This is a genomic window from Rhodococcus wratislaviensis (genome assembly GCF_900455735.1).
GTDB lineage: Bacteria > Actinomycetota > Actinomycetes > Mycobacteriales > Mycobacteriaceae > Rhodococcus_F > Rhodococcus_F wratislaviensis.
This window is the reverse complement of sequence record NZ_UAUI01000025.1, coordinates 1-23,403: the sequence shown is the minus strand read 5'-3', so window position 1 is coordinate 23,403 and position 23,403 is coordinate 1. Positions and strand designations below refer to the sequence as shown.

General features: G+C 67.3%; 19 protein-coding genes and 1 pseudogene. 16 read left to right on the top strand and 4 right to left on the bottom strand.

The features are described from left to right. Positions 1-6: 6 nt before the first annotated feature. Positions 7-1,296 (bottom strand): isocitrate lyase, encoded by a 1,290-nt coding sequence (aceA, locus tag DTA22_RS28770; RefSeq protein WP_037237932.1) that lies wholly within the window; start codon positions 1,294-1,296, stop codon positions 7-9. Positions 1,297-1,628: 332 nt separating this feature from the next. Between aceA and DTA22_RS28765 the strand changes: the two genes are divergently transcribed. From DTA22_RS28765 to atzF, 14 genes are all read left to right on the top strand, one after another. Beyond that, on the top strand, positions 1,629-1,988 hold the full coding sequence (locus DTA22_RS28765; protein WP_112301733.1) for an FmdB family zinc ribbon protein: 360 nt from the start codon (positions 1,629-1,631) through the stop codon (positions 1,986-1,988). Between the two features lie 21 nt (positions 1,989-2,009). Continuing rightward, positions 2,010-3,269: a formamidase gene (fmdA, locus tag DTA22_RS28760; RefSeq protein WP_037237936.1), complete on the top strand. Its 1,260-nt coding sequence runs from the start codon at positions 2,010-2,012 to the stop codon at positions 3,267-3,269. 139 nt (positions 3,270-3,408) lie between these two features. Then, the gene (gene ramB, locus DTA22_RS28755) at positions 3,409-4,821 is read left to right on the top strand and encodes an acetate metabolism transcriptional regulator RamB (RefSeq protein WP_007301354.1); all 1,413 of its coding nucleotides are present in this window, start codon (positions 3,409-3,411) and stop codon (positions 4,819-4,821) included. A 261-nt stretch (positions 4,822-5,082) separates the two neighbouring features. Continuing rightward, positions 5,083-6,336: an urea ABC transporter substrate-binding protein gene (urtA, locus tag DTA22_RS28750; protein WP_112301732.1), complete on the top strand. Its 1,254-nt coding sequence runs from the start codon at positions 5,083-5,085 to the stop codon at positions 6,334-6,336. 44 nt (positions 6,337-6,380) lie between these two features. Next, entirely contained in the window at positions 6,381-7,265 is an 885-nt protein-coding gene (gene urtB / locus DTA22_RS28745; protein WP_005251836.1) for an urea ABC transporter permease subunit UrtB, read from the top strand. Continuing rightward, positions 7,262-8,380: an urea ABC transporter permease subunit UrtC gene (gene urtC / locus DTA22_RS28740; protein WP_112301731.1), complete on the top strand. Its 1,119-nt coding sequence runs from the start codon at positions 7,262-7,264 to the stop codon at positions 8,378-8,380. The genes urtB and urtC overlap by 4 nt, the downstream gene beginning before the upstream one ends. Then, a complete protein-coding gene (urtD, locus tag DTA22_RS28735; protein WP_037237940.1) occupies positions 8,377-9,222 on the top strand; it encodes an urea ABC transporter ATP-binding protein UrtD in 846 nt (281 codons plus the stop codon). Before urtC ends, urtD begins: the two co-directional genes overlap by 4 nt. After that, positions 9,209-9,922, top strand: a complete 714-nt coding sequence (gene urtE, locus DTA22_RS28730) for an urea ABC transporter ATP-binding subunit UrtE (protein ID WP_112301730.1) — start codon at positions 9,209-9,211, stop codon at positions 9,920-9,922. The genes urtD and urtE overlap by 14 nt, the downstream gene beginning before the upstream one ends. Continuing rightward, the gene (locus tag DTA22_RS28725) at positions 9,922-10,620 is read left to right on the top strand and encodes a GntR family transcriptional regulator (protein ID WP_005251830.1); all 699 of its coding nucleotides are present in this window, start codon (positions 9,922-9,924) and stop codon (positions 10,618-10,620) included. The genes urtE and DTA22_RS28725 overlap by 1 nt, the downstream gene beginning before the upstream one ends. 99 nt (positions 10,621-10,719) lie before the next feature. After that, complete coding sequence (locus DTA22_RS28720; RefSeq protein ID WP_037237944.1) at positions 10,720-11,556, top strand: SDR family NAD(P)-dependent oxidoreductase; 837 nt, start codon at positions 10,720-10,722, stop codon at positions 11,554-11,556. Further along, positions 11,553-12,086 carry a carboxymuconolactone decarboxylase family protein gene (locus tag DTA22_RS28715; protein ID WP_037237946.1) on the top strand — a complete coding sequence of 178 codons (534 nt, stop codon included), beginning with the start codon at positions 11,553-11,555 and terminating at the stop codon, positions 12,084-12,086. The genes DTA22_RS28720 and DTA22_RS28715 overlap by 4 nt, the downstream gene beginning before the upstream one ends. A gap of 33 nt (positions 12,087-12,119) precedes the next feature. After that, on the top strand, positions 12,120-13,559 hold the full coding sequence (locus tag DTA22_RS28710; RefSeq protein WP_112301729.1) for a short-chain fatty acid transporter: 1,440 nt from the start codon (positions 12,120-12,122) through the stop codon (positions 13,557-13,559). A 92-nt stretch (positions 13,560-13,651) separates the two neighbouring features. Further along, entirely contained in the window at positions 13,652-17,302 is a 3,651-nt protein-coding gene (uca, locus tag DTA22_RS28705; RefSeq protein WP_112301728.1) for an urea carboxylase, read from the top strand. Then, positions 17,302-19,047, top strand: coding sequence for an allophanate hydrolase (gene atzF / locus DTA22_RS28700; protein WP_112301727.1), 1,746 nt, complete (start codon positions 17,302-17,304; stop codon positions 19,045-19,047). The genes uca and atzF overlap by 1 nt, the downstream gene beginning before the upstream one ends. Here the strand turns inward: atzF and DTA22_RS28695 are convergent. Continuing rightward, a complete protein-coding gene (locus DTA22_RS28695) occupies positions 19,044-19,901 on the bottom strand; it encodes an SDR family oxidoreductase (RefSeq protein WP_112301726.1) in 858 nt (285 codons plus the stop codon). The two genes, atzF and DTA22_RS28695, sit on opposite strands and share 4 nt — an antisense overlap. A gap of 122 nt (positions 19,902-20,023) precedes the next feature. On the opposite strand from DTA22_RS28695, the gene DTA22_RS28690 reads away from it, so the two are divergent. Next, positions 20,024-20,434 carry a winged helix-turn-helix transcriptional regulator gene (locus tag DTA22_RS28690; RefSeq protein ID WP_037237956.1) on the top strand — a complete coding sequence of 137 codons (411 nt, stop codon included), beginning with the start codon at positions 20,024-20,026 and terminating at the stop codon, positions 20,432-20,434. On the opposite strand, the gene DTA22_RS28685 is transcribed toward DTA22_RS28690, so the two are convergent. Both DTA22_RS28685 and lpdA read right to left on the bottom strand, forming a co-directional pair. Continuing rightward, positions 20,427-20,876, bottom strand: coding sequence for a DUF5709 domain-containing protein (locus DTA22_RS28685; RefSeq protein WP_112301725.1), 450 nt, complete (start codon positions 20,874-20,876; stop codon positions 20,427-20,429). The genes DTA22_RS28690 and DTA22_RS28685 overlap by 8 nt on opposite strands. A 112-nt stretch (positions 20,877-20,988) precedes the next feature. Beyond that, entirely contained in the window at positions 20,989-22,389 is a 1,401-nt protein-coding gene (gene lpdA / locus DTA22_RS28680; RefSeq protein WP_011594956.1) for a dihydrolipoyl dehydrogenase, read from the bottom strand. Between the two features lie 124 nt (positions 22,390-22,513). Here lpdA and DTA22_RS28675 point away from each other — a divergent pair. Continuing rightward, a pseudogene (locus tag DTA22_RS28675) lies at positions 22,514-23,403 on the top strand (S9 family peptidase); the annotation flags it as partial.

Here is a 23,403-nt window from a genome sequence, read left to right as displayed (position 1 = left end):
CAAGGCTCAGTGGAACTGACCCTCTTCGGTGGAGCCCTTCAGGGCAGCCGTCGAGGTGTTGGGGTCGACCGTGGTGGCGATGCTGTCGAAGTAGCCGGCACCGACCTCACGCTGGTGCTTGATGGCGGTGAAGCCACGCTCCTCGGCGGCCTTGAACTCGCGCTCCTGCAGGTCGACGAAGGCGGTCATGCCCTCGCGGGCGTAGCCGTGCGCCAGGTCGAACATGCCGTAGTTGAGCGAGTGGAAGCCGGCCAGGGTGATGAACTGGAACTTGAAGCCCATCGCGCCGAGCTCCTTCTGGAACTTCGCGATGGTCGAGTCGTCCAGGTGCGCCTTCCAGTTGAAGGACGGCGAGCAGTTGTAGGCGAGCAGCTGGTCCGGGAACTCGCTGCGAACGGACTCGGCGAACTTCTTGGCGACCTCGAGGTCCGGCACGCCGGTCTCCATCCAGATGAGGTCGGCGTACGGGGCGTAGGCCTTGGCGCGAGCGATGCAGGGCTCGATGCCGTTCTTGACACCGAAGAAGCCCTCGGCGGTGCGGGTTCCGTCCAGGAACTGCTGGTCGCGCTCGTCGACGTCGGACGTGATGAGGGTCGCGGCCTCGGCATCGGTGCGGGCGATGACCACGGTGGGAACGTCCGCGACGTCGGCGGCGAGGCGAGCCGAGGTCAGGGTGCGGATGTGCTGCTGCGTGGGGATGAGCACCTTGCCACCGAGGTGGCCGCACTTCTTCTCCGACGCGAGCTGGTCTTCCCAGTGCGAACCGGCGACGCCGGCCGCGATCATGGCCTTCTGCAGCTCGTAGACGTTGAGAGCGCCACCGAAGCCTGCTTCGCCGTCGGCGACGATCGGGGCGAGCCAGTTGTCGACGGAGGTGTCACCCTCGACCTTGGCGATCTCGTCGGCGCGCAGCAGCGCGTTGTTGATGCGGCGCACGACCTGCGGGACCGAGTTGGCCGGGTAGAGGCTCTGGTCCGGGTAGGTGTGTCCGGACAGGTTCGCGTCACCGGCGACCTGCCAACCGGACAGGTAGATGGCCTTGAGGCCTGCACGGACCTGCTGAACGGCCTGGTTACCGGTCAGCGCGCCCAGCGAGTTGATGTAGTCCTCGTTGTTCACGAGGTCCCAGAGGATCTCGGAACCACGGCGTGCGAGGGTCTGCTCTTCGACAACGGTGCCCTGGAGCTTGGTGACCTGCTCCGCCGTGTAGTTGCGGGTTACTCCCTTCCAGCGCGGGTTGGTGTCCCAATCCTGCTGGATTTCAGCTGCGGTCTTCGGGGTGCCGGTGGTCGACATCAAGACTCCACTCTCTTCGATCTGCTGGTCCGGTACGGATGTACTGCTTCACATCCTTGCCAGGCCCTTCGTATGTACTTACCGAGAATGACACAAGCAAAAAGTGCCGTCTACCTGTTGCTACTGCCAATCTTGGCTAGCTTTTCACAGCCGATTGCAAAGACTGTTAATAAAGTTCGGCGCCACACCTGCCCGATCGGAGAGGAAAAATACTCGCCAGTAGCAAAAAGCCGCAGGTGGTGAACCAAATGCACGCAACTCGCCGTACACAGATATTTCCGCCCCTGCGACCCTCGCCTTCCCGCCGCGGCACACCCCTCGACGCGCCCGTTGTGACTGCAATCACCAATCAGGTCGGTTACCGTGACCTCGAATGGTCTCCTCCGGCGAAGGGCACCACGATGCCGCTGTACGAATACCGATGCGCCGCCGACTGCGGCCCGTTCGAGCGGTCGTTCCCGATGGCCGACGTACCCGGCACCACCCGCTGCCCCCGGTGCGACCGCGACGCCGTCCGGCGCGTGTCCCCGCCGCGACTCGGACACGGGTCGTCGTCCGCGATGAACCTCCTCGACCGCACGAAGAGGTCGGCTCACGAACCGGACGTCGTGACCGGTCCGCCGCCCTCGACCACGGCCGGGCGTTCAGCCGTCACGAGCAATCCGCTGCACCGCCGACTTCCTCGTCCCTGACCGGCTACCGAAGGAGCGCACATGCCCGAACTGCTGTTTCCGCTCGATTCCTCGAAGAAGTTCACCGATCAGGCGATCGTCGGCCACAACCGCTGGCACCCCGACATCCCGGCCGCGGTCACGGTGAAACCGGGCGACTCCTTCCGTGTGCACTGCCGCGAATGGTTCGACGGCGCCATCCACAACGACGACTCCGCCGACGACATCCTGAATGCGCCCCTCACCACGGTCCACACACTGTCGGGACCCTTCGCCGTGGAGGGCGCGAAACCCGGCGACCTGCTGATCGTCGACATCCTGGACGTCGGACCCATCCCCCAGGAGGATTCCGGCCCGCTGGCCGGCCAGGGATGGGGATACACGGGGATCTTCTCCCGCCACAACGGCGGCGGATTCCTCACCGAGCAGTTCCCCGACGCCTACAAGGCGGTCTGGGACTTCTCCGGGCAGACCGCCACGTCGCGGCACGTCCCGCACGTCTCGTTCACCGGCATCGTCCACCCCGGACTGATGGGCACCGCGCCGTCGGCCGCCCTCCTGTCGAAGTGGAACGCGAGGGAGGGCGCGCTCATCGCCACCGACCCGGGCCGGGTTCCCCCGCTCGCCCTGCCGCCCGAACCGCAGGACGCCGTCCTCGGGTCCCTGCCGGACGCCGACTTCGACCGCGTCGCCGGCGAGGCCGCCCGCACCGCGCCTCCACGCGAGAACGGCGGCAACCAGGACATCAAGAACCTCACGAAGGGCAGCCGCGTCTTCTACCCGGTGTTCGTCGACGGCGCGAACCTGTCCGTCGGCGATCTGCACTTCTCCCAGGGCGACGGTGAGATCACGTTCTGCGGCGCCATCGAGATGGGCGGATTCATCGACCTGCGCGTCGACATCATCAAGGGCGGCATGGACACGTACGGCGTGTCCGAGAACGCGATCTTCATGCCCGGCAACACGGACCCGCAGTACTCGGAATGGCTCGCGTTCTCCGGAACGTCCGTCACCCTCGACGGGGAACAGAAGTACCTCGACTCGCACCTGTCGTATCAGCGCGCCTGTCTCCACGCGATCGACTACCTCACGAAGTTCGGGTACAGCCCCGAACAGGCGTACCTCCTGCTCGGCGCCGCGCCGATCGAGGGCAGGCTGTCGGGTGTCGTGGACATCCCGAACTCCTGCTCGACGGTGTACCTGCCGACGGCGATGTTCGACTTCCCCGTCGCACCGTCCGCGTCGGGTCCGTTCCAGATCGACCCGGGCGTCGGCGCGCCGCGCTCGGAGAACAAGACCTGAACTGCGGGCGAATGTACCTTTCAGCGCCTCCAGTGCGACCACAGGTACGTTCGCCCCGCGGCACCGCGTCCCGACCCGCGCGAGTAAATCTTGCGAAGGTTCCGTTCGCACATCTGACCTGCGCCGGTACCATTGCCGTATGTCCAAGACCTTCGTCGGCACCCGGTTGCGTCAGCTCCGAACCGAGCGTGGACTGAGCCAGGCGGCGCTGGCGAAGACGCTGGAGATCTCCGCCAGCTACCTCAATCAGATCGAGCACGACGTCCGGCCGCTGACGGTGCCGGTGCTGCTGCGGATCAGCGAGGTGTTCGGCGTCGACACCACGTTCTTCTCCTCCCAGGACGACACGCGCCTGATCGCGGAGATGCGCGAGGTGGCGCTGGACCAGGAGATGGGCATCGACGCGGACGCCCAGGAGATCGCCGAGATGGTGGCGTCGCATCCGGGTCTGGCGAAGGCCATGGTCAACATGCATCGCCGCTTCCGCAACACCACCGCGCAGCTGGCTCTCGCCACGGAGGACCGCTACAGCGACGGCAGCGGCAGCGGCTCGATCACGATGCCGCACGAAGAGGTTCGCGACTACTTCTATCAGCGGCAGAACTATCTGCACGAACTGGACACGGCGGCGGAGGAACTGACCGCGCGCATGCGATTCCACCGCGGCGACGTCGGCGGTGAGATCGCCCGCCGGTTGCAGACAGTGCACGACGTGCAGATCGTCAAGCGCATCGACCTCGGCGAGAACGTCCTGCACCGGTACGACCCCGAATCCCGGCTGCTGGAAATCTCGCCGCACCTGTCGGGCGGGCAGCAGGTGTTCAAGTTCGCGACCGAGCTGGCGTTCCTCGAGTACGGCGACCTGCTCGACAAGCTGGTGGCGGAGGGCGGCTTCACCAGCGACGAGTCCGTGGCGCTCGCCCGGCTCGGGCTGGCCAACTACTTCGCTGCGGCCACGGTGCTGCCCTACGGACAGTTCCACGACGTGGCCGAGGACTTCCGGTACGACATCGAGCGGCTGTCCGCGTTCTACTCGGTGAGCTACGAGACGATCTGCCACCGCCTCTCGACGCTGCAGCGTCCGAAGCTGCGCGGTGTCCCGTTCATGTTCGTCCGCGTCGACCGGGCCGGGAACATGTCGAAGCGGCAGTCCGCCACCGGGTTCCACTTCTCCACCAGCGGCGGCACGTGCCCGCTGTGGAACGTATACGAGACGTTCGCGTACCCCGGCAAGATCATGAACCAGATCGCGCAGATGCCGGACGGCCGCCGGTACCTGTGGATCGCCCGCACCGTCGAACGTCGAGCCCAGCGCTACGGTCAGCCCGCGAAGATCTTCGCGATCGGACTCGGCTGCGAGATCCGGCACGCCCACCGCCTCGTCTACGGCGACGGTCTCGACCTCGACGATTCCAACCCGGGCACTCCTATCGGCGCCGGCTGCCGGGTATGCGAACGCGTCAACTGCCCGCAGCGCGCCTTCCCGCCGCTCGGCAAGCAACTCGACATCAGCGAGCACCAGAGTTCGGTCTCCCCGTACCTGATCCGCTGACGCACCCAGTGTCACATCGGTTCAATCCGACTGAACCGGTGTGACATTGGCCGTAGCGGAAGCAGTATCCGGACCCGCCGGGAGCACTGTGAGCGCTTGTTCACGCAACCGTAATTCGCGTCACGAACACGTCACCGACAGACATTCAGGCGCAACAACGGCCGCTTAATGTTCGCCCCACGAATACACCTCTGTATACGTGGGGCGGATACATGTCCCGGGTTGCGGAGGTCCCAAGTCCTCCGACGGAAAGGCCCGTACATGCGCACCTTCTCCAAGCGCGCCCTCGCTGCACCGACCGCGCTCGCCGCCATCGGGCTCGTGCTGACCGGTTGCGGCAGCAAGGCGTCCGACACGGCCGGCGAGTCCACCGCGGCGTCCTGTGTGGACACCTCCGGGGACACGATCAAGGTCGGGTCGCTGAACTCGCTGTCCGGCACGATGGCCATCAGCGAGGTGACCGTCCGGGATTCGATCGCACTCGCGGTCGACGAGATCAACAACTCGGGCGGCGTGCTCGGCAAGAAGATCCAGATCGTCGCGGAGGACGGGGCCTCGGAGCCCACCGTGTTCGCCGAGAAGGCGGAGAAGCTGATCAGCAGCGACTGCGTCGCAGCCGTGTTCGGCGGCTGGACGTCGTCGAGCCGCAAGGCGATGCTGCCGGTGTTCGAGGACAACAACTCGCTGCTCTACTACCCCGTGCAGTACGAGGGGCTCGAGGATTCGAAGAACATCTTCTACACCGGGGCCACCACCAACCAGCAGATCGTGCCCGCCCTCGACTACCTGAAGGAAAAGGGCGTCAAGTCGCTGTACCTGGTGGGCAGCGACTACGTGTTCCCCCAGACCGCCAACCGCATCATCAAGGCGTACGCGGAGGCCAACGGCATCGAGATCAAGGGCGAGGACTACACCCCGCTCGGCTCCACCGACTTCTCCACCATCGTCAACAAGGTCCGCTCCGCAGATGCGGACGCCGTCTTCAACACCCTCAACGGCGACTCCAACGTCGCGTTCTTCCGCGAGTACGCGAACGTCGGCCTGAAGCCCGCCGACATGCCCGTCGTCTCCGTGTCGATCGCCGAGGAGGAGGTCGGCGGTATCGGCGTCCAGAACATCGATGGCCAGCTGACCGCCTGGAACTACTACCAGACCATCGACACGCCGGAGAACAAGAAGTTCGTCGACGCGTACAAGGCCCGGTACGGCGCGAACAAGCCGACGTCCGACCCGATGGAAGCCGCGTACACGTCCGTGTACCTGTGGAAGAACACCGTCGAGAAGGCGAACTCCTTCGCCACCAAGGACATCCAGGACAACGCGGACGGCGTCACGTTCGCCGCGCCGGAGGGACTGGTCACCATCGACGGGTCCAACCACCACATCACCAAGACCGCGCGCATCGGCGAGATCCGGAACGACGGCCTGATCTACACGGTCTGGGATTCGGGCACCCCGATCCAGCCGGACCCGTACCTGAAGTCCTACCCGTGGGCCGAGTCGCTGGGTAGCTAGAACACGGTCCGACGAGCACGAGGGAAGAGAGAGGACATACATCGATGGATGTAGTGATCGGGCAGCTGTTCACCGGGTTGAGTATCGGATCGATCCTGTTGCTGGCAGCGCTGGGGCTGTCGTTGACGTTCGGCCAGATGGGCGTCATCAACATGGCCCACGGCGAATTCATCATGGCCGGCTCGTACACGGCATACGTGGTGCAGCAGGTGGTGTCGAGCGCCACCGGTTCTCTGTTCATCTCTCTGCTCGTCGGCTTCGTGGTCGGTGGCGCGATGGGTGTCCTCCTCGAGGTCACCCTCGTCAAGCGGATGTACCACCGGCCGCTGGACACACTGCTGGTGACGTTCGGTGTGGGGTTGATCCTGCAGCAGCTGGCGCGGGACGTCTTCGGTGCGCCCGCAGTCAACGTCGCCGCACCGGAGTGGCTCTCCGGCGGTGTGGAGATCCTGGGCGCGGTGGTGCCGAAGACGCGCCTGTTCATCCTGGTGCTGGCCGTCGTGGCCGTCGTCGCATTGTCGCTGGCAATGCAGAAGTCCCCGATGGGACGTCGCATCCGCGCCGTCGTGCAGAACCGCGACCTCGCGGAGACCAGCGGGATCTCCAGTCGCCGAACCGATGTGACGACGTTCTTCATCGGTTCCGGCCTGGCGGGCGTCGCGGGTGTGGCGCTCACCCTGATCGGCTCGACGAGCCCGACCATCGGGCAGAGCTACCTCATCGACGCGTTCCTGGTGGTCGTGGTCGGCGGCCTGGGTCAGATGAAGGGCGCGGTGATCGCCGCGTTCGCCCTCGGCATCCTCAATTCGTTCGTCGAGTACTCGACCACGGCGTCGATCGCCAAGGTCATCGTGTTCGTGGTCATCGTGGTGTTCCTCCAGGTTCGGCCGCAGGGCCTGTTCGCCGTCAAGACGAGGAGTCTCGTATGAGCATCCTGACGAGTGGCCGCTACCGCGCGTGGGCGGGATTCGCACTGGCCGCACTGCTTCTGTTCGTCGTCGCCCCCGCGGTTCTCAGCGACTTCCGGCTGAGTCTGCTCGGCAAGTTCCTGTGCTTCGCGATCGTCGCGGTCGGTATCGGCCTGGCGTGGGGCCGCGGCGGCATGCTCACCCTCGGCCAGGGTGTCTTCTTCGGGCTGGGCGCCTACATGATGGCGATGCACCTGAAGATCGCCGACGCCGAACTCCGCGGCGACACCGTGCCCGACTTCATGCAGATCGCGGGCATCCGCGAACTGCCGGGCTACTGGGTGCCGTTCACGTCGCCGATCGTGACGATCCTGGGAATCCTGCTGATCCCGGCGCTGGTGGCGTTCGTCCTCGGGCTCGGCGTGTTCAAGCGCCGCGTCAAGGGCGCCTACTTCGCGATCCTCAGCCAGGCGCTCGCCGCCGCGTTCGCCATCCTGCTGGTGGGTCAGCAGAGCACCGGAGGAAGCAACGGTCTCAACCGGTTCCGCACGTTCTTCGGTTTCAACCTGAACGATCCGGCCAACAAGCAGATGTTGTTCTTCATCGCCGCCGGCGTGCTGCTGGCCGTGGTCGCCGTCACCCGGCAGCTGATGAACAGCCGTTACGGCGAACTGCTCGTCGCCGTCCGGGATCAGGAGGAGCGCGTGCGCTTCCTCGGATACGACCCGGCGAACATCAAACTCGTCGCCTACGTGACGGCCGCGTTCTTCGCGGGCCTCGCCGGCGCGCTGTTCGTGCCGATCGTCGGCATCATCTCCCCCGCCGACGTCGGGATCGTCCCGTCGATCGCGTTCCTGATCGGGGTGGCCATCGGCGGACGTTCCACACTCCTCGGCCCGGTCCTCGGCGCCATCGGGGTGGCGTGGGCGCAGAGCGCGTTCTCGGAGTCGTTCCCGTCCGGCTGGACGTACGCGCAGGGCCTGCTGTTCATCGTCGTCGTCGGCTTCTTCCCGGCCGGTGTCGCGGGACTGTTCGCGCTACTCAAGCGGAAGAGGAAGGCGTCCGCCGACGAACCTGCCCCGCCCGGACCGGAAGACGAAACCGAGGCGACGGAACGAATGGAGATGGCCCGATGACGATTCCTGCCACGGCCAAGGAGCCCGTCCTCGGCGGCAACGCCGGAATGTCCAGCGAGTACCTCGAGGTCCGGGACCTTCGGGTCAGCTTCGACGGCTTCAAGGCGGTCGACGGCGTCGACCTCACCCTGATGCAGGGTGACCTGCGGTTCCTCATCGGCCCCAACGGCGCCGGCAAGACCACTCTCGTCGACGCCATCACCGGGCTCGTCCCCGCGACGGGTTCGGTCACGAAATCCGGTGTCGAGTTGGTCGGCAAGAAGGTGCACCGCATCGCCCGGCTCGGCGTGGGCCGCACGTTCCAGACCGCGAGCGTGTTCGAGGAATTGACGGTTCTCCAGAACCTCGACATCGCGGCGGGCGCGGGCCGCTCGGCACTCACGCTGCTGCGCCGACGCAAGACGGTGCTCCCCGCCATCGAGGAGGCGCTCGACGTCACGGGTCTCGGCAAACTCCGCGACACCCCGGCGGGAATCCTCGCGCACGGGCAGAAGCAGTGGCTCGAGATCGGGATGCTGCTGGTGCAGAACTGCTCCGTCCTGCTGCTCGACGAACCGGTGGCAGGCATGAGCCACGACGAACGCGACGAGACGGGAAACCTGCTGCGCCGCATCGGCGGTGAGCGGACCGTCGTGGTGGTCGAGCACGACATGGACTTCATGCGCGCGTTCGCGACGTCGGTGACCGTGCTGCACGCCGGGAAGGTGCTGAGCGAGGGAACCGTGGAGCAGGTGCAGGCCGATCCACGTGTGCAGGAGGTGTACCTCGGGACCGCCGCGGCCGGCGCCGCGCCCGAGTTGCAGCCCGAGGTTTCGAAGGAGGACAGCGATGCTCGAGCTTGACGACATCCGGGCCGGATACGGCCGAACCGAAGTGATCCACGGAGTCTCCCTGACGGTCCCGTCGGACGGTGTGGCCGCGGTGATGGGACACAACGGCGCGGGCAAGACCACGCTTCTCCGGGCCGCGGTCGGACTGATCAAGGTCAACTCGGGGCGGGTGCTGTTCGACGGTGAGGACGTCACGGCGCTTCGGCCGAGTGCCCGGGTGGCGCGCGGCCTCGCCTACGTGCCGCAGGGCCAGCAGTCGTTCGGTCAGCTGACCACCGCGGAGAATCTTCAGGTGGTGGCCGACGGCCGCAAGCGCGGAAAGGAACTCGTCGGCGAGGTGCTGGATCTGTTCCCGGCTTTGCGCGGCCTGCTCGACCGTCGTGCCGGTCTCCTCTCCGGCGGGCAGCGTCAGCAACTCGCCATCGCGCGGGCCCTGATCACGGAACCGACGATGCTGATCCTCGACGAACCGACGGAGGGGATTCAGCCGTCCGTCGTGGCCGAGATCGAGCGCACCATCGTGGAACTCACCCGCCGCGGCGGTCTGGGAGTCCTGTTGGTGGAGCAGCACATCGGGTTCGCGCTCGAATCCGCCGAGAGCTATTACGTTCTCGAGTCGGGGCGGGTCACCTCCTCCGGCGCCGGTGGCGCCGCACCCGATTCCGACGTCCGTACCGCGGTCTCCGACGTCCGCGCGGCGATGGCCATCTGATGGCACGCCGAGAACCGGCCGGCTCCCTCAGCGATCACGTGTATCTGTCGCTGCGCACCGACCTGATGAGCGGCCGGATCCCGCCGGGACAGCGTCTGGGCGAGGAGCGTCTCGCCGACACCTACGGGGTGTCGCGAACGCCGGTGCGGGAGGCCCTGGCCCGGCTCCTCGCCGACGGACTCGTCCAGCGCGACGTGGGCGGGTTGTTTCCGTACCGCCCTCGCATCGACGAGCTGGCCGGACTGTACGAACTGCGCATCACGCTCGAGCTCCAGGGAATAGCCCGGGTCCGCGCCGACGAGTCGCTGTCGCACGACCCGGACGTTCTGGGCCCCGAGCTCGACCGGTGGTACGCGTTGCGGAAGGAGAACCCCGAGCCGGACGCCGGGTTCGTGGCCCTCGACGAGCAGTTCCACACCGTGCTGTTGCGGTCGGCGGGCAACCGGGCGCTGTCCGATGCGCTCGTCAACGTGAACGCGAAGGTGCGGCCGGTCCGGATGTTCGACTACCTCACCCCCGACCGCATGAGCGCGACCATCGACGAGCACATCTCGGTGGCCGAGTTCGCCCTCGACGGCAAGCTGGATACCGCGTACGACACGCTGCTCGCGCACATCAGCGAGTCGCGAGAAGTGGTGATCGAGCGCGCTGAGCAGGCACTTTCCCTCGCACGGATGGCGTGGGCGATCCGCGATTGAGACAGTTGTCCAACTCGGTTGGACATTTTTCCCACCAACGAACCGAGCGGGTGCTAGCGTCTTGCTACCGCTCGGTAACACAGGTTGGGAACTCGCTTCATGTCACGCACTCTCGAAGAGAATCTGGTCGGACGCCGCGTCCTGATCACCGGCGCAGCCCGGGGTATCGGCGCCGGACTCGCCAGACGACTTCACGAGCGGGGCGCCCGTGTCGGGCTGCTCGGCCTCGAACCCGAACTTCTCGAACAGACGGCCACCACGTGCGGCCGGGCGCCGTGGCGTCGATGCGACATCCGCGACCGCCGAGCGGTCGAGGACTCGGTCGACTACCTCGCCGACCGCCTCGGCGGCCTCGACGTCGTCGTCGCGAACGCGGGCGTGACGCCGCCGGCACGCATCGTCGAGGGCGATCCGGACGTGATGCGGTACGCCATCGAGGTGAACGTGATGGGGACGTACCACACGCTGCGGGCCGCGGGACCGTACATCGGACACCGCAACGGGTACGCGCTCGTCGTGGCGTCGTCGACGACGTTCAGCCCCCTGCGCGGTGTGCACGGCGCGACGCGAGGCGGCGCCGAGGAACTCGGCGAGGCCCTGCGGGAAGAGATGAAGCCGCTGGGGACCCGGGTCGGTATCGCCCGGCTCGGCGAGATCGACACGGACCGGACCCTGATCGACTTCGACGGCGTCGCGGTGCCCCCACCCCGCGGCAGCGCACTGGCCCGGACCTCCTCGATCACGGTGGCGGTCGACGCACTCGAACGGGGAATCGCGGGGCGGAAGAATCGGATATACGCGCCGTCCCGGGTACCCGGGACGGATTCTGTGCGTATGCTCGCACTTCGGGCCACGGAGATGACCCGTTCGATCGAACTACGCGCGCACGCAGCCGTTCCCGCGAGGGGACGAGTAGAAGGAGAGGGGGCGGCGTGACCGCACGCATTCCACCCGGACGTCTGAAGGAACTCGGCCCCGTCAACTGGGTGCTGTGGCGAATCATCTCCCGTGTCGCCGGTGTGCCGGATGCACATCTGTTCAGTACGGTGGGCCGCACGAGGGGCCTCTTCCGGGCGTGGCTGCAGTACTCCGGCAAGCTGATGCCGGGCGGGCAGATCTCCCGGTACGAGACCGAACTGATCATCCTCCGGGTGGCACACCTGCGGAAGTGCGGTTACGAGATGGACCACCACGTTCGCCTCGGACGGCGGGCGGGCGTCACCCCGGCGCACCTCGAACAGGTGCTGGAAGGTCCCGCCGCGGAGGGCTGGGACGCGCGACGCCGCGCCATCCTCACCGCCGTCGACCAACTCGTCACCACCGACAACCTCGACGATGCCGCATGGTCGGCGCTGAGCACCCACTTCGACGACCGCAGGATGATCGAATTCTGTTTTCTGGTGACCCAGTACGACGCCCTGGCCACCACCATCGGGACTCTGAGGATCGAACGCGACTATTCGTAGGTTCCGCATCGCGTAGAGAAGAGGAACGGCCGCATGACATCCGCTACCGACGAAGTCCGTTCCGAGAAGGGGCTGGCGCGGGTCGCGCAGTCGCTGGCCGGCTGGACGGAGAAATGGTTTCCGGACGCCTACGTCTTCGCGCTCGTCGGCGTCTTCGTCGTCTCGGTGGCCGCACTGGCCAACGGTTCGTCGCCGCAGACGGTCGTGGACGCATTCGGTGACGGTTTCTGGGATCTGACGGCGTTCACCCTGCAGATGGCCATGGTGGTGCTGACCGGATACGTCGTCGCCACGTCCCCACCGGTCGCCCGGCTGATCGATCGCCTGGCCCTGGTGCCTCAGTCGGCGCGCACCGCAGTCAGTTTCGTCGCATTCCTGTCCATGTCGGTCTCCTTCCTGAACTGGGGGCTCAGTCTGGTGTTCGGCGGGCTGCTCGCCCGGGCGATCGCCCGCCGATCCGACCTGCGAGTGGACTACCGCGCGCTCGGCGCTGCGGCCTTCATGGGTCTGGGCGCCGTGTGGGCGCTCGGCATGTCCTCGTCCGCCGCGCAACTCCAGGCCACAGCCGCATCCCTGCCGCCGGCGCTGCTGGAGATCACCGGCGTCCTCGACTTCGGGACCACCATCTTCACCTGGCAGTCGCTGCTGATGTGCGTGATCATCATCGCCCTGACCGTGGTGATCGCCCACTTCTCCGCGCCGAGAGGCGCGGCCGTCACCACCGCCGAGGATCTGGACGTCGACCTGGACGACCGGCCGAAGGAGGTGGCACCCCGATCGCGACCGGGAGAGTGGCTCGAATACAGCCGGATCCTGCCGGCGCTGGCCGGTCTGATGACGTTGGGATGGCTGATCTCCCAGCTGGTGACCAAACCCGTGCTCACCGTCGTCAGTAGCCTGAACGCCTATCTGCTGGTCTTCCTGATGCTGGGGCTGGTGCTGCACGGGACGCCGCGCAAATTCCTGCAAGCCGTCGCGCTGGCCGTCCCGGCCACGGCCGGCATCCTGGTCCAGTTTCCGCTGTACGCGGCGATGGCCGCGATCCTCACGAAGGCCGAGGGCAGAAATGGCCTCACCATCTCCGAGCATCTGGCCGAGTTCTTCACGAACATCGGCAGTGGCGGCGGCTTCACCGTCGTCATCGCCCTCTACACGGTCGTGCTGGGTCTCTTCGTTCCGTCCGGAGGCGGAAAATGGCTGGTCGAGGCGCCCTACGTCATGCAGTCGGCCACCGATGTCGGGATGAACCTGGGCTGGACGGTCCAGGTGTACAACGTCGCCGAGGCCCTGCCGAACCTGATCAACCCGTTCTTCATGCTGCCCCTGCTCGCAGTGCTGGGGCTCAAGGCGCGCGATCTGGTGGGATTCACGTTCCTGCAGTTCATGTTCCACCTGCCGGTGGTCCTGCTCCTGGTATGGCTGCTCGGAACGACGTTCGACTTCGTGCCCCCGGTGCAGCCGTCCTCACCGTGACCCCGACGCGCGCAGGCCGTGAGAGGTCTTACTAACCCACGCTTTACCTCGAGAAATCTCGGTGAAACACCCCGTCCTTAGCGTATACAACCATGTCCACAGGGATGAATACGCCGCCGATCGAGTACTCCTTCGACACTCTGCTCGTCGCGAACCGGGGCGAAATCGCCTGCCGCATCATGCGATCGGCACACCTCCTCGGACTGAAGACGGTCGCGGTCCACTCGGACGCCGATTCGGCTGCCGCGCACGTCGAGATGGCCGACGTCGCCGTCCGGCTGGGCCCGGCTCCCGCCCACGAGTCGTATCTGCGGGCCGACGCCGTCGTGGAGGCCGCCCTGGCGACGGGCGCGGGCGCGATTCATCCCGGATACGGCTTCCTCTCGGAGAACGACGCGTTCGCCGCGGCAGCCGAATCCGCCGGGATCGCGTTCGTCGGCCCCACCCCCGAACAGCTGCGCACGTTCGGGAACAAGCACACGGCACGCGAGGCAGCCCGCGCCGTCGGCGTCCCGCTCGTCGCGGGCAGCGGGCTCCTCGACTCCGTCGACGCCGCCCTGTCCGCGGCCTCCGACATCGGCTATCCGGTGATGATCAAGGCGGTCGGTGGCGGCGGGGGCATCGGGATGCAGGCGTGCTTCGACGCGGCGGAACTCCGCGAAGCCTACGATCGCGTCCAGCGACTCGCCCAGGCCAACTTCTCTTCGTCCGGGGTGTTCCTGGAGCGCTTCGTCGCCCGTGCCCGGCACATCGAGGTGCAGGTGTTCGGCGACGGTCTCGGCCGCACGCTGAGCCTCGGCACCCGCGACTGCTCACTACAGCGCCGCAATCAGAAAGTGGTCGAGGAGGCCCCGGCACCCGGGCTCCCCGACGAGGTGGTGGAACAACTGCTCAGCTCGTCCCGCAGTCTCGCGTCCTCGGTGAACTACCGGTCCGCGGGAACCGTCGAGTTCGTCTACGACGTGGACCGCGGCGAGGCGTCGTTCCTCGAGATGAACACGCGACTGCAGGTCGAGCACCCGGTGACCGAGGAGGTCACCGGGGTGGACCTCGTCGAGTGGATGCTGAGGCTCGCCCGTGGGGACGGTTCCATGCTCGACGGGCTGCCCGACTCCGGACCCGAGATCAGGGGAACCGCCGTCGAGGCGCGCATCTACGCCGAGGACCCCGGCCACGACTACCGTCCCAGCGCCGGACGGCTCACAGGCGTGGAGTTCCCAGCTCACACCCGGGTCGAGACGTGGGTCGACACGGGCACCGAAGTGAGCGCCTACTACGACCCGATGCTGGCGAAGGTGATCACCCGCGGGCACCGGCGCACAGCGGCGTTCGCCGCCCTCGCAGAGGCACTCGCCGACACGCACATCTACGGGATCCAGACCAACCTGCCCCAGCTGCGGCGGATCTGCGTCGCCGACACCGTTCTGAGTGCCGAGCACACCACGCAGTCGCTGGCCGATCTGCGGCCCACCGGTCGCCGCGTCGACGTGCTCCGCGCCGGGACGATGACCACCGTGCAGGACCACCCCGGCCGAATCGGATTGTGGGAGGTCGGGATTCCCCCGTCGGGGCCGATGGACGACCTGTCGTTCCAGTTGGTCAATACCGCTGTCGGCAATCCGGTCGGCGCACCGGGGCTCGAATGCACCCTGCAGGGGCCGCGTCTCGTGTTCTCGGACGCCACCGTGATCTGCGTCGGCGGCGCCGACACCCCGGTCACACTCGACGGCGAACCTCTCGCCCTGTGGGAACCGGTGGAAGTGCCTGCCGGGTCCGTCCTCGACGTCGGCACTCCGGCGGACACGGGCCTGCGGACGTACGTCGCGTTCCGGGGCGGCATCGACGCTCCGCTGTACCACGGCAGTGCGTCCACGTTCACGCTCGGCGGATTCGGCGGCATCACCGGCAAGGCCGTCACCACCGGTGACGTGCTGGGACTGTTCGACGACTCGCTGTTCGAGAACACCACGGGTCTCGGCGCACCGCATCCCGTCCCGGAGGACTCGCGTCCCGAGTTCACCCACGTGTGGCATCTCGCCGTCACCGAGGGACCGCAACCGGCGCCCGCCTACTTCACAGACTCCGACATGGCGCAGTTCTACGACACCACCTGGAAGGTCCAGACCCACGCGAACCGGACCGGGCTCCGACTCGACGGCCCCAAGCCGGTCTGGTCGAGGACCGACGGCGGCGACGCCGGGCTGCACCCGTCGAACCTGCACGACAACCCGTACAGCGTCGGAGCGCTCAACGTCTCCGGCGACACCCCGATTCTGCTCGGCCCCGACGGCCCGAGCCTCGGCGGCTTCGCGTGCCCCCTCACCGTGGTGAAGGCGCACCGGTGGAAACTCGGGCAGATCCGGCCAGGCGACGAAGTGCGGTTCGTCGCCGTCTCCGACGACGGCGCGCACGTGCTGCGATCGTCGGATTCGTCTCGCAGACTGGATGTTCCGCCCACGGCAACCCGAACGGCCAACAGCGACGGCGGGGTCCTGTCCCGCATCGCGCCCGTACTGAACCGTCCGGAGGTCGCGTACCTCCGCGGCGGCGACGACAACATCCTCGTCGAGTACGGCGACCGGGAACTCGACCTCGGACTCCGCATGCGCGTCCACGCGCTGTCGGAAGCGCTGATCCGGCGCCGGGTTCCGGGCATCATCGACATCACCCCGGGTGTGCGCTCCCTGCACCTGCACTTCGACGCCGACGAACTTCCCGCCTGCCGGTTGCTGGACATCCTCCAGGACATCGAGGAACTGCTGCCCGCGACACACGACCTGGTTGTGCCGAGCCGCACGGTCCGGTTGCCGCTGTCGTTCGACGACCCGTCCATCGCCGAGGCCATCGACCGGTACCGCAACGGTGTCCGCGACGAGGCGCCGTGGCTGCCGTCGAACACCGAGTTCATCCGGCGCATCAACGGTCTGGACAGCGTCGACGACGTCCGCGACGCCGTGTTCGACGCCGAATACCTGGTGCTCGGACTCGGCGACGTCTACCTCGGCGCACCCCTGGCCGTGCCCCTCGACCCGCGGCACCGGCTGGTCACCACCAAGTACAACCCGGCCCGCACGTGGACGCCGTCCGACGCGGTCGGGATCGGCGGCAAGTACCTGTGCGTCTACGGCATGGAGTCGCCGGGCGGCTACCAGCTGATCGGCCGCACCGTCCCGATCTGGTCGGGCTACCGGCAGCACCGCCCGTTCGAGGAGGGCACACCGTGGATGTTCCGGTTCTTCGACCGCATCGTGTGGGAACCCGTCACCCCGGAGCAGCTGCGCGAATACCGCGAGCAGGCCGTCGCGGGGCGGTTCGACGCGGAGATCTCCGACGGCACGTTCGCGTTCGCCGACCACCTGAAGTTCCTGCGGGACAACGCCGAATCCATCGCCGAATTCGACTCCCGGCAGTCCGCGGCGTTCGAGGCGGAGAAGTCCGCGTGGCGCGCGTCGGGCGAATTCGACCGCGTCGAACAGGCTCCCGCACCCGAACCGTCCGCACGGGTCGACCTCCCGCCCGGGGCTGTCGTCGTCGAGGCTCCCATGGTCGGCAGCGTGTGGCGCGTCGAAGTCGAAGCCGGGCAACGCATCGAACCGGGTCAGAACGCCGTGGTACTCGAGGCGATGAAACTCGAGATGCCGGTCGCGTTCACCACAACCGGAACAGTCCTCGAAGTCCTCGTGTCACCGGGCGCGATCGTCGAACCGGGCACCCCTCTCGTCGTGATTGGAGCAGATAACTGATGACTGTCGATGCCGTGAACCGCGGACAGACCACCCTCTCCCCCACCGCCCGTGTCGAGGACGCCTTCCGGCGGATCGCCGAGGTGGACCGTCCGGAGGTGTGGATCACCCTCCGGCCCGCCGAGGACGTGCACGCGGACGCCGTTGCCGTGCAGGCGCGTCTCGATGCCGGCGAGCGCCTCCCCCTGGCCGGGAAGGTCGTGGCGGTCAAGGACAACATCGACGTCGCGGGACTGCCGACGTCGGCCGCGTGCCCCGAGTTCGCCTACCTCCCCGACGTCACCGCGAGCGCCGTGCGCCGCCTGGTCGAGCAGGGCGCCGTCGTGCTGGGGAAGACGAACCTCGACCAGTTCGCGACCGGGCTGGTCGGGACACGCAGTCCGTACGGCGCCGTCCGGTGCTCGTGGGATCCCGAACGAGTGTCGGGCGGATCCAGTTCGGGTTCCGCCGTGGCCGTCGCCCTCGGCATCGCCGACATCGGAATCGGCACCGACACAGCGGGGTCCGGTCGAGTTCCGGCCGCGTTCAACGGTCTCGTCGGCATCAAGGCGACACTCGGCGTCATCCCGGCCGACGGCGTGGTCCCCGCCTGCGTCGACTACGACTGCGTCACCGTCTTCGCCACCGAACTCGACACGGCCGTGACCGCCGCCCGCATCATGTCGGGCCTGGCGAGTGCGGACCCGCGGAGCCGCCCGTGGCCGTCCGACATCCGCCTGGCGGCGCCCGCGCAGCCGAGGGTCGCGATTCCCGCGGAAGGGAATCTCGCCCTGCTGGCACCGGAGTACCGCGCGGCCTTCGTCGCCACGGTGGCGTCGTTGACGGACCGAGGTGTCTGCGTCGAGGCGGTCGACATCTCCCCGCTCCTCGACGCCGCCCGACTGCTGTACGACGGCGCCGTCGTCGCCGAGCGGTACACCGCTGTCGGGAAGTTCCTCGACACCGCACCGGCAGGCGCCGATCCGGTGGTCACCGCCATCGTCGAGTCGGCGAGGAAGCCGGCGGGCTACGAGTTCGCCGCCGACCTCGACACGCTCACCCGCGTCAAGGCGCAGACGCGGGAACTGCTGGCCGGTTTCGACGGCCTCCTGCTGCCCACCACCACCGAACACCCGACCATCGCTGCCGTGCAGGCTGATCCGATCGACATCAACCGGCGGATGGGCACGTACACGAACTTCTGCAACCTGCTCGACATGGCGGCCGTCGCGGTCCCGGGCGCCCCGACCGCCGCCGGCGCACCGTTCGGTGTCATGTTCGTGGTGCCGGCGTTCGCCGATCAGGTGGCCGTGGACCTCGCGGCCCGACTCGTCGGCGTACCGGCGCCCACCCTCGTCGAGGACGGCGTCGAACTCGCCGTGTTCGGAGCTCACCTGCGCGGACAGCCCCTGCATTTCCAGCTCGAGGACATCGGCGCACGATTCGTCGATACCGTCGCCACCACGGACGCCTACCGGCTCACCGCACTCGCCACGACGCCACCCAAGCCCGGCCTCGTCCGCCGCGGCCCCGGCGCGGGAGCGGCGATCGTCGGGGAACTGTTCCGGGTGTCACCCGCCGGGCTCGGCAACTTCCTCGCCGCCCTGCCCGCCCCGATGGCGCTGACGAGCGTCGAGTTGTCCGACGGCCGCGCCGTGGTGGGCTTCAGCTGCACCCACGACGCGGTCGACGGGGCCACGGACATCACCGAGTTCGGCAGTTGGGTTGCTTACGCCCGTGAGTACTTATCAACCGCGGGCGGTTAATAAGTACTCACGGCAAGGGCGGTGGCGGCAGGGGTCGAGTTGCGGCCGATAAGCTTCTGCAGGTCGCCGCTCTCGGTGTCGAGGGCGCCGGCGGCAACTCCCGCATCGGAGTCGGCGAGCATGCTCGCGATCGGTGCGGGCAGTCCGGCGCCCTCGAGAACCGCGGCGTACTCGGCCTGCGGAAGGTCCTTGTACGAGACCGGCTTTCCGAGGACGGACGAGATGACCTCCGCCAGTTCGCCGTACGTCAGGCGCTCGTCGCCACCCAGTTCGTACACCCTGCCTGCCTGCCCGTCGGCGAGCAGGACCGCGGCGGCCGCCTCGGCATAGTCCTTGCGGGCGGCGGCGGCGACGACACCCGTTCCGGCACTGCCGAACAGCGCACCGGTCTCGGCCGCAGCGGGAATACTGCCGAGGTAGTTCTCCCAGTACCAGCCGTTGCGGAGCAGCGCGAAGTCGATTCCCGACTGCGTCAGCCGGTCCTCCGTGGCGCGGTGTTCCACAGCCAAGCCGATCGGGCTGTTCTGCGCGTCGAGGACGCTGGTGTAGGCGACGAAGCCGACATCAGCGGCCTTCGCGGCATCGATCACGTTGGCGTGCTGGGCAACCCGCTGACCGACCTCGCTGCCGGAGACGAGCAGCAGCTTGTCGACGCCGGCGAAGGCGGTCTCGAGTGCGGCGCGATCGCTGTAGTCCGCCTGCCTGATCTCGACGCCCTTGGCGGCGAGGTCGGCGGCCTTGGCCGGGGTGCGGACCACGGCGACGATGTCGCCGGCGGGGGTGCCCTGGTCGAGAAGTGCCTCGACGACGAGTCGACCGAGGTGTCCGGTTGCTCCTGTGACGGCGATGGTCATGACGAACTCCTAGCGCGTGAGGTGCGAGTTGACTGTTCAAGCTCACTTCTCATCATGCACTAATTTTTCGTAAGTGCAAATGTTTGAGTAAGCACTTCCTGTGCGTGGGGTAGACTGGACGCATGTCCGAGCTCGCACAGCCAGCACGAGAACACGAAGACGTCACCCTCGAGGCCGACGTCTTCGCGCGCGACTGCACGTCTCGCGAGACCCTGCAGACCATCACCGGTCGCTGGGGCGTGCTCGCGCTCGCGGCGCTGACCGAAGGCAGCTACCGGTTCAGCGCGCTCCGCCGACGCGTCGACGGCGTCAGCGAGCGCATGCTGTCGCAGACGTTGCAGGCCCTCGAGCGAGACGGACTCGTAGTCCGTGAGGTGCTCGAAGCCATCCCACCGAAGGTCGAGTACAGCCTGACTCCGCTCGGCGCCGAGATCGGTTCACGCCTCGTCGGCCTGATCGAGCTCGTCGAATCGCGCATGCCCGACGTCCGGACGGCACAGGAGAAGTACGAGGCCGGTCGCGGCGTCAGCTGAGTTCGTCGAAGTCGGTTTCCTCGTCGACGATGTGGACCGCGGCCTCCTCGGCCGACGCGGCTCCCCCGTCGATGCCGATGTCGGACGCCACCAGGTCCTTCTCCTGGTCCTCGCCCACTCCCTCGTCCTCTGCGACGAGCCGGCCCGACCGCAGCCGCCCGACCTCGTTGTCGTCGAGGATCTCCGCGTTGTCGTCGTCTTCCAGAGCCGGGTCCGGTTCTTCCTCCGCGAGCCGCTGATCGAGGGTCTCGCCCTCACGCTGCTCCGCGGACGTCGTCCCGTACGCGTCCAGCCCGAGCGGCCTCTCCGGAGGCGAATAGCCCTCGTCGAGAACGTCGTCCACACCTCTGTCGACCAGCGTGTCCTCCGGCTGCAACTGGTCCTCTTCGTCCAGGCTGTACTCGCCCTCGGATCCTTCTGGCGTGCTGTCCGGCATGGTCATCTTCCCCACGATGCCACCGGAACGGACGCTTCGCCATCGGATCGCGGAAGCAACCCGGTGAGAGACGAAAAGGGCCCGCACAGAGACTGTGCGGGCCCTTGCGGTGTTCGGGTCAGAAGTTGATCATGTGCCCGGCGAGACCGTGGATGGCCTCCTGCAGGGCTTCGCTGAGCGTCGGGTGCGTGTGCACGTTGCGGGCCAGCTCGTTGACCGTGAGGTCCCACTTCTGCGCGAGGGTCAGCTCGGGCAGCAGCTCGGAGACGTCGGGGCCGATGAGGTGCCCGCCGAGCAGTTCGCCGTACTTCTTGTCGGCGATCAGCTTGACGAAACCGGTCGGGTCACCGAGGCCGTGCGCCTTGCCGTTGGCGGTGAACGGGAACGTCGCGACCTTCACGTCGTATCCCTCGTCCTTGGCCTGCTGCTCGGTGAGACCGAAGCTCGCGACCTGCGGCTGGCAGAACGTGGCCCGCGGCATCATCCGGTAGTCCTCGATCGGCAGCGTCTCGACGCCGGCGATCGTCTCGGCGGCCACGACGCCCTGAGCCTCGGCCACGTGGGCGAGCTGCAGCTTCATCGTCACGTCACCGATGGCGTAGATGTGCGGCACCGACGTCTGCATCGTGTCGGTGATGCCGATCGCACCACGATCGAGCTGCACGCCGGTCTTCTCGAGGCCGTAGCCCTCGACGCGGGGCGCGAACCCGACCGACTGCATCACCTTGTCGACCACGACGGTCTCGATGTCGCCGGACTTGTTGTTCTTGATCGAGACGGTGACCTTGCTGCCGTCGTCGTCGATGCTCTGGACGGCGGCACCGGTCTTGATCGTGACGCCGAGCTTCTTGTACTGCTTCTCGATCTCCTTGGAGACGTCCGCGTCCTCGTTGGGCAGCGCACGGTCGAGGAACTCGACGATCGTGACGTCCACTCCGTAGTTCTTCAGGACGTACCCGAACTCCATGCCGATCGCGCCGGCACCGACGATGAGGATCGACTCCGGGAGATCGCGGGTGAGGATCTGCTCCTCGTAGGTGACCACGTTCTCGCTGAGCGAGGTGCCCGGCAGCAGCTTGGTGGTGGAACCGGTGGCGATGATGGCGTTGTCGAACGTCACCGTCTCCGTCCCGCCCTTGGACAGCTCGACCGAGAGGGTGTTGGCGTCGGTGAACGACCCCTTGCCGTCGTACTCGGTGATCTTGTTCTTCTTCATCAAGAAGTGAACGCCCTTGACACGCCCGTCCGCGACCTTGCGGCTGCGGTCGTAGGCTGCGCCGAAATCGAAGGACGCCTCTCCCGAGATGCCGAACGTCTTGGCCTCTTTTGTGAAGAGATGCGCAAGTTCGGCATTGCGGAGAAGTGCCTTGGAGGGGATGCAGCCGACGTTCAGGCAGACACCGCCCCAGTACTTCTGCTCGATGATGGCGGTGCTCAATCCCAGCTGTGCCGCGCGGATAGCAGCGACGTACCCACCGGGACCGGCTCCGAGGACAACGACGTCATAGTGTGAGGTCACGGTTGTTCAGGGTAGTCCCGTCCGAAATCGCTGTCTCCACGCGGTCGTATTACCCGCCGGTAGCCTCATCCGTCACACCTTTGCCGCCGCGACCAGGCACGACACCGCCTGCAAGAATGGCGCCATGACGGATCCCTTCCTCTGGCTCGAAGATGTCACCGCGGAACGGTCACTCGACTGGGTGCGGGAGCGCAACGCCCGCACGCTCGCCGAGTACACCGAGAACGCCGAGTTCTCCGCGCTCGAGAGCCGGATCCTCGACGTGCTCGACACGGACGACCGGATCCCCTACGCCGGCATGCGCGGTGAGTACCTGTACAACTTCTGGCGCGACGGCGACCACAAGCGCGGCATCTGGCGGCGCACCACCCTCGAGCAGTACCGCACCGACAACCCGGAGTGGGACGTCCTGCTCGACGTCGACGCCCTCGCCGAACGTGAGGGCGAGAACTGGGTGTGGGCAGGGGCCAGCGTGCTGCGACCCGAGCAGTCGCGTGCCCTGCTGTCCTTCTCCCGCGGTGGCGCCGACGCGTCCGTGGTGCGCGAATTCGACCTCGAGACGCGCGAATTCGTCGGCGGCGACCACGCATTCGACGTCCCCGAGGCGAAGACCAGCATCAGCTGGATCGACACGGACACCGTGTACGTCGGGACCGACTTCGGCGACGGCTCGATGACCGATTCCGGCTACCCCAGGATCGCGAAGCGCTGGCACCGCGGCACCCCGCTCACCGAGGCGGTCACCGTCTTCGAGGGCGAGACCACCGACGTGTCCGTCGGCGCGTCGTACGACGACACTCCCGGATACGAGCGGCACTTCGTCGGCCGGTCCATGGACTTCTACAACTCCGAGCGCTACCAGCTGCTCCCGGACGGGTCGAAGGTCCGGATCGACACCCCCGACGACGCGGGCTCGTCCGTGTACCGCGACTGGTTGACCATCCGTCCGCGCACCGACTGGGAGGTGGACGGCACCGTCTACCCGGCCGGGTCGCTGCTCGCCGCGAACTACGC

Coding starts and splice junctions, on each gene's coding strand:
- DTA22_RS28725 (WP_005251830.1), top strand. CDS start 9,922: ATGGCACGCCGAGAACCGGCCGGCTCCCTCAGCGATCACGTGTATCTG.
- DTA22_RS28710 (WP_112301729.1), top strand. CDS start 12,120: ATGACATCCGCTACCGACGAAGTCCGTTCCGAGAAGGGGCTGGCGCGG.
- atzF (WP_112301727.1), top strand. CDS start 17,302: ATGACTGTCGATGCCGTGAACCGCGGACAGACCACCCTCTCCCCCACC.
- ramB (WP_007301354.1), top strand. CDS start 3,409: ATGTCCAAGACCTTCGTCGGCACCCGGTTGCGTCAGCTCCGAACCGAG.
- urtD (WP_037237940.1), top strand. CDS start 8,377: ATGACGATTCCTGCCACGGCCAAGGAGCCCGTCCTCGGCGGCAACGCC.
- fmdA (WP_037237936.1), top strand. CDS start 2,010: ATGCCCGAACTGCTGTTTCCGCTCGATTCCTCGAAGAAGTTCACCGAT.
- DTA22_RS28690 (WP_037237956.1), top strand. CDS start 20,024: ATGTCCGAGCTCGCACAGCCAGCACGAGAACACGAAGACGTCACCCTC.
- urtB (WP_005251836.1), top strand. CDS start 6,381: ATGGATGTAGTGATCGGGCAGCTGTTCACCGGGTTGAGTATCGGATCG.
- urtA (WP_112301732.1), top strand. CDS start 5,083: ATGCGCACCTTCTCCAAGCGCGCCCTCGCTGCACCGACCGCGCTCGCC.
- urtE (WP_112301730.1), top strand. CDS start 9,209: ATGCTCGAGCTTGACGACATCCGGGCCGGATACGGCCGAACCGAAGTG.
- DTA22_RS28720 (WP_037237944.1), top strand. CDS start 10,720: ATGTCACGCACTCTCGAAGAGAATCTGGTCGGACGCCGCGTCCTGATC.
- aceA (WP_037237932.1), bottom strand. CDS start 1,296: ATGTCGACCACCGGCACCCCGAAGACCGCAGCTGAAATCCAGCAGGAT.
- uca (WP_112301728.1), top strand. CDS start 13,652: ATGTCCACAGGGATGAATACGCCGCCGATCGAGTACTCCTTCGACACT.
- urtC (WP_112301731.1), top strand. CDS start 7,262: ATGAGCATCCTGACGAGTGGCCGCTACCGCGCGTGGGCGGGATTCGCA.
- DTA22_RS28685 (WP_112301725.1), bottom strand. CDS start 20,876: ATGACCATGCCGGACAGCACGCCAGAAGGATCCGAGGGCGAGTACAGC.
- DTA22_RS28695 (WP_112301726.1), bottom strand. CDS start 19,901: ATGACCATCGCCGTCACAGGAGCAACCGGACACCTCGGTCGACTCGTC.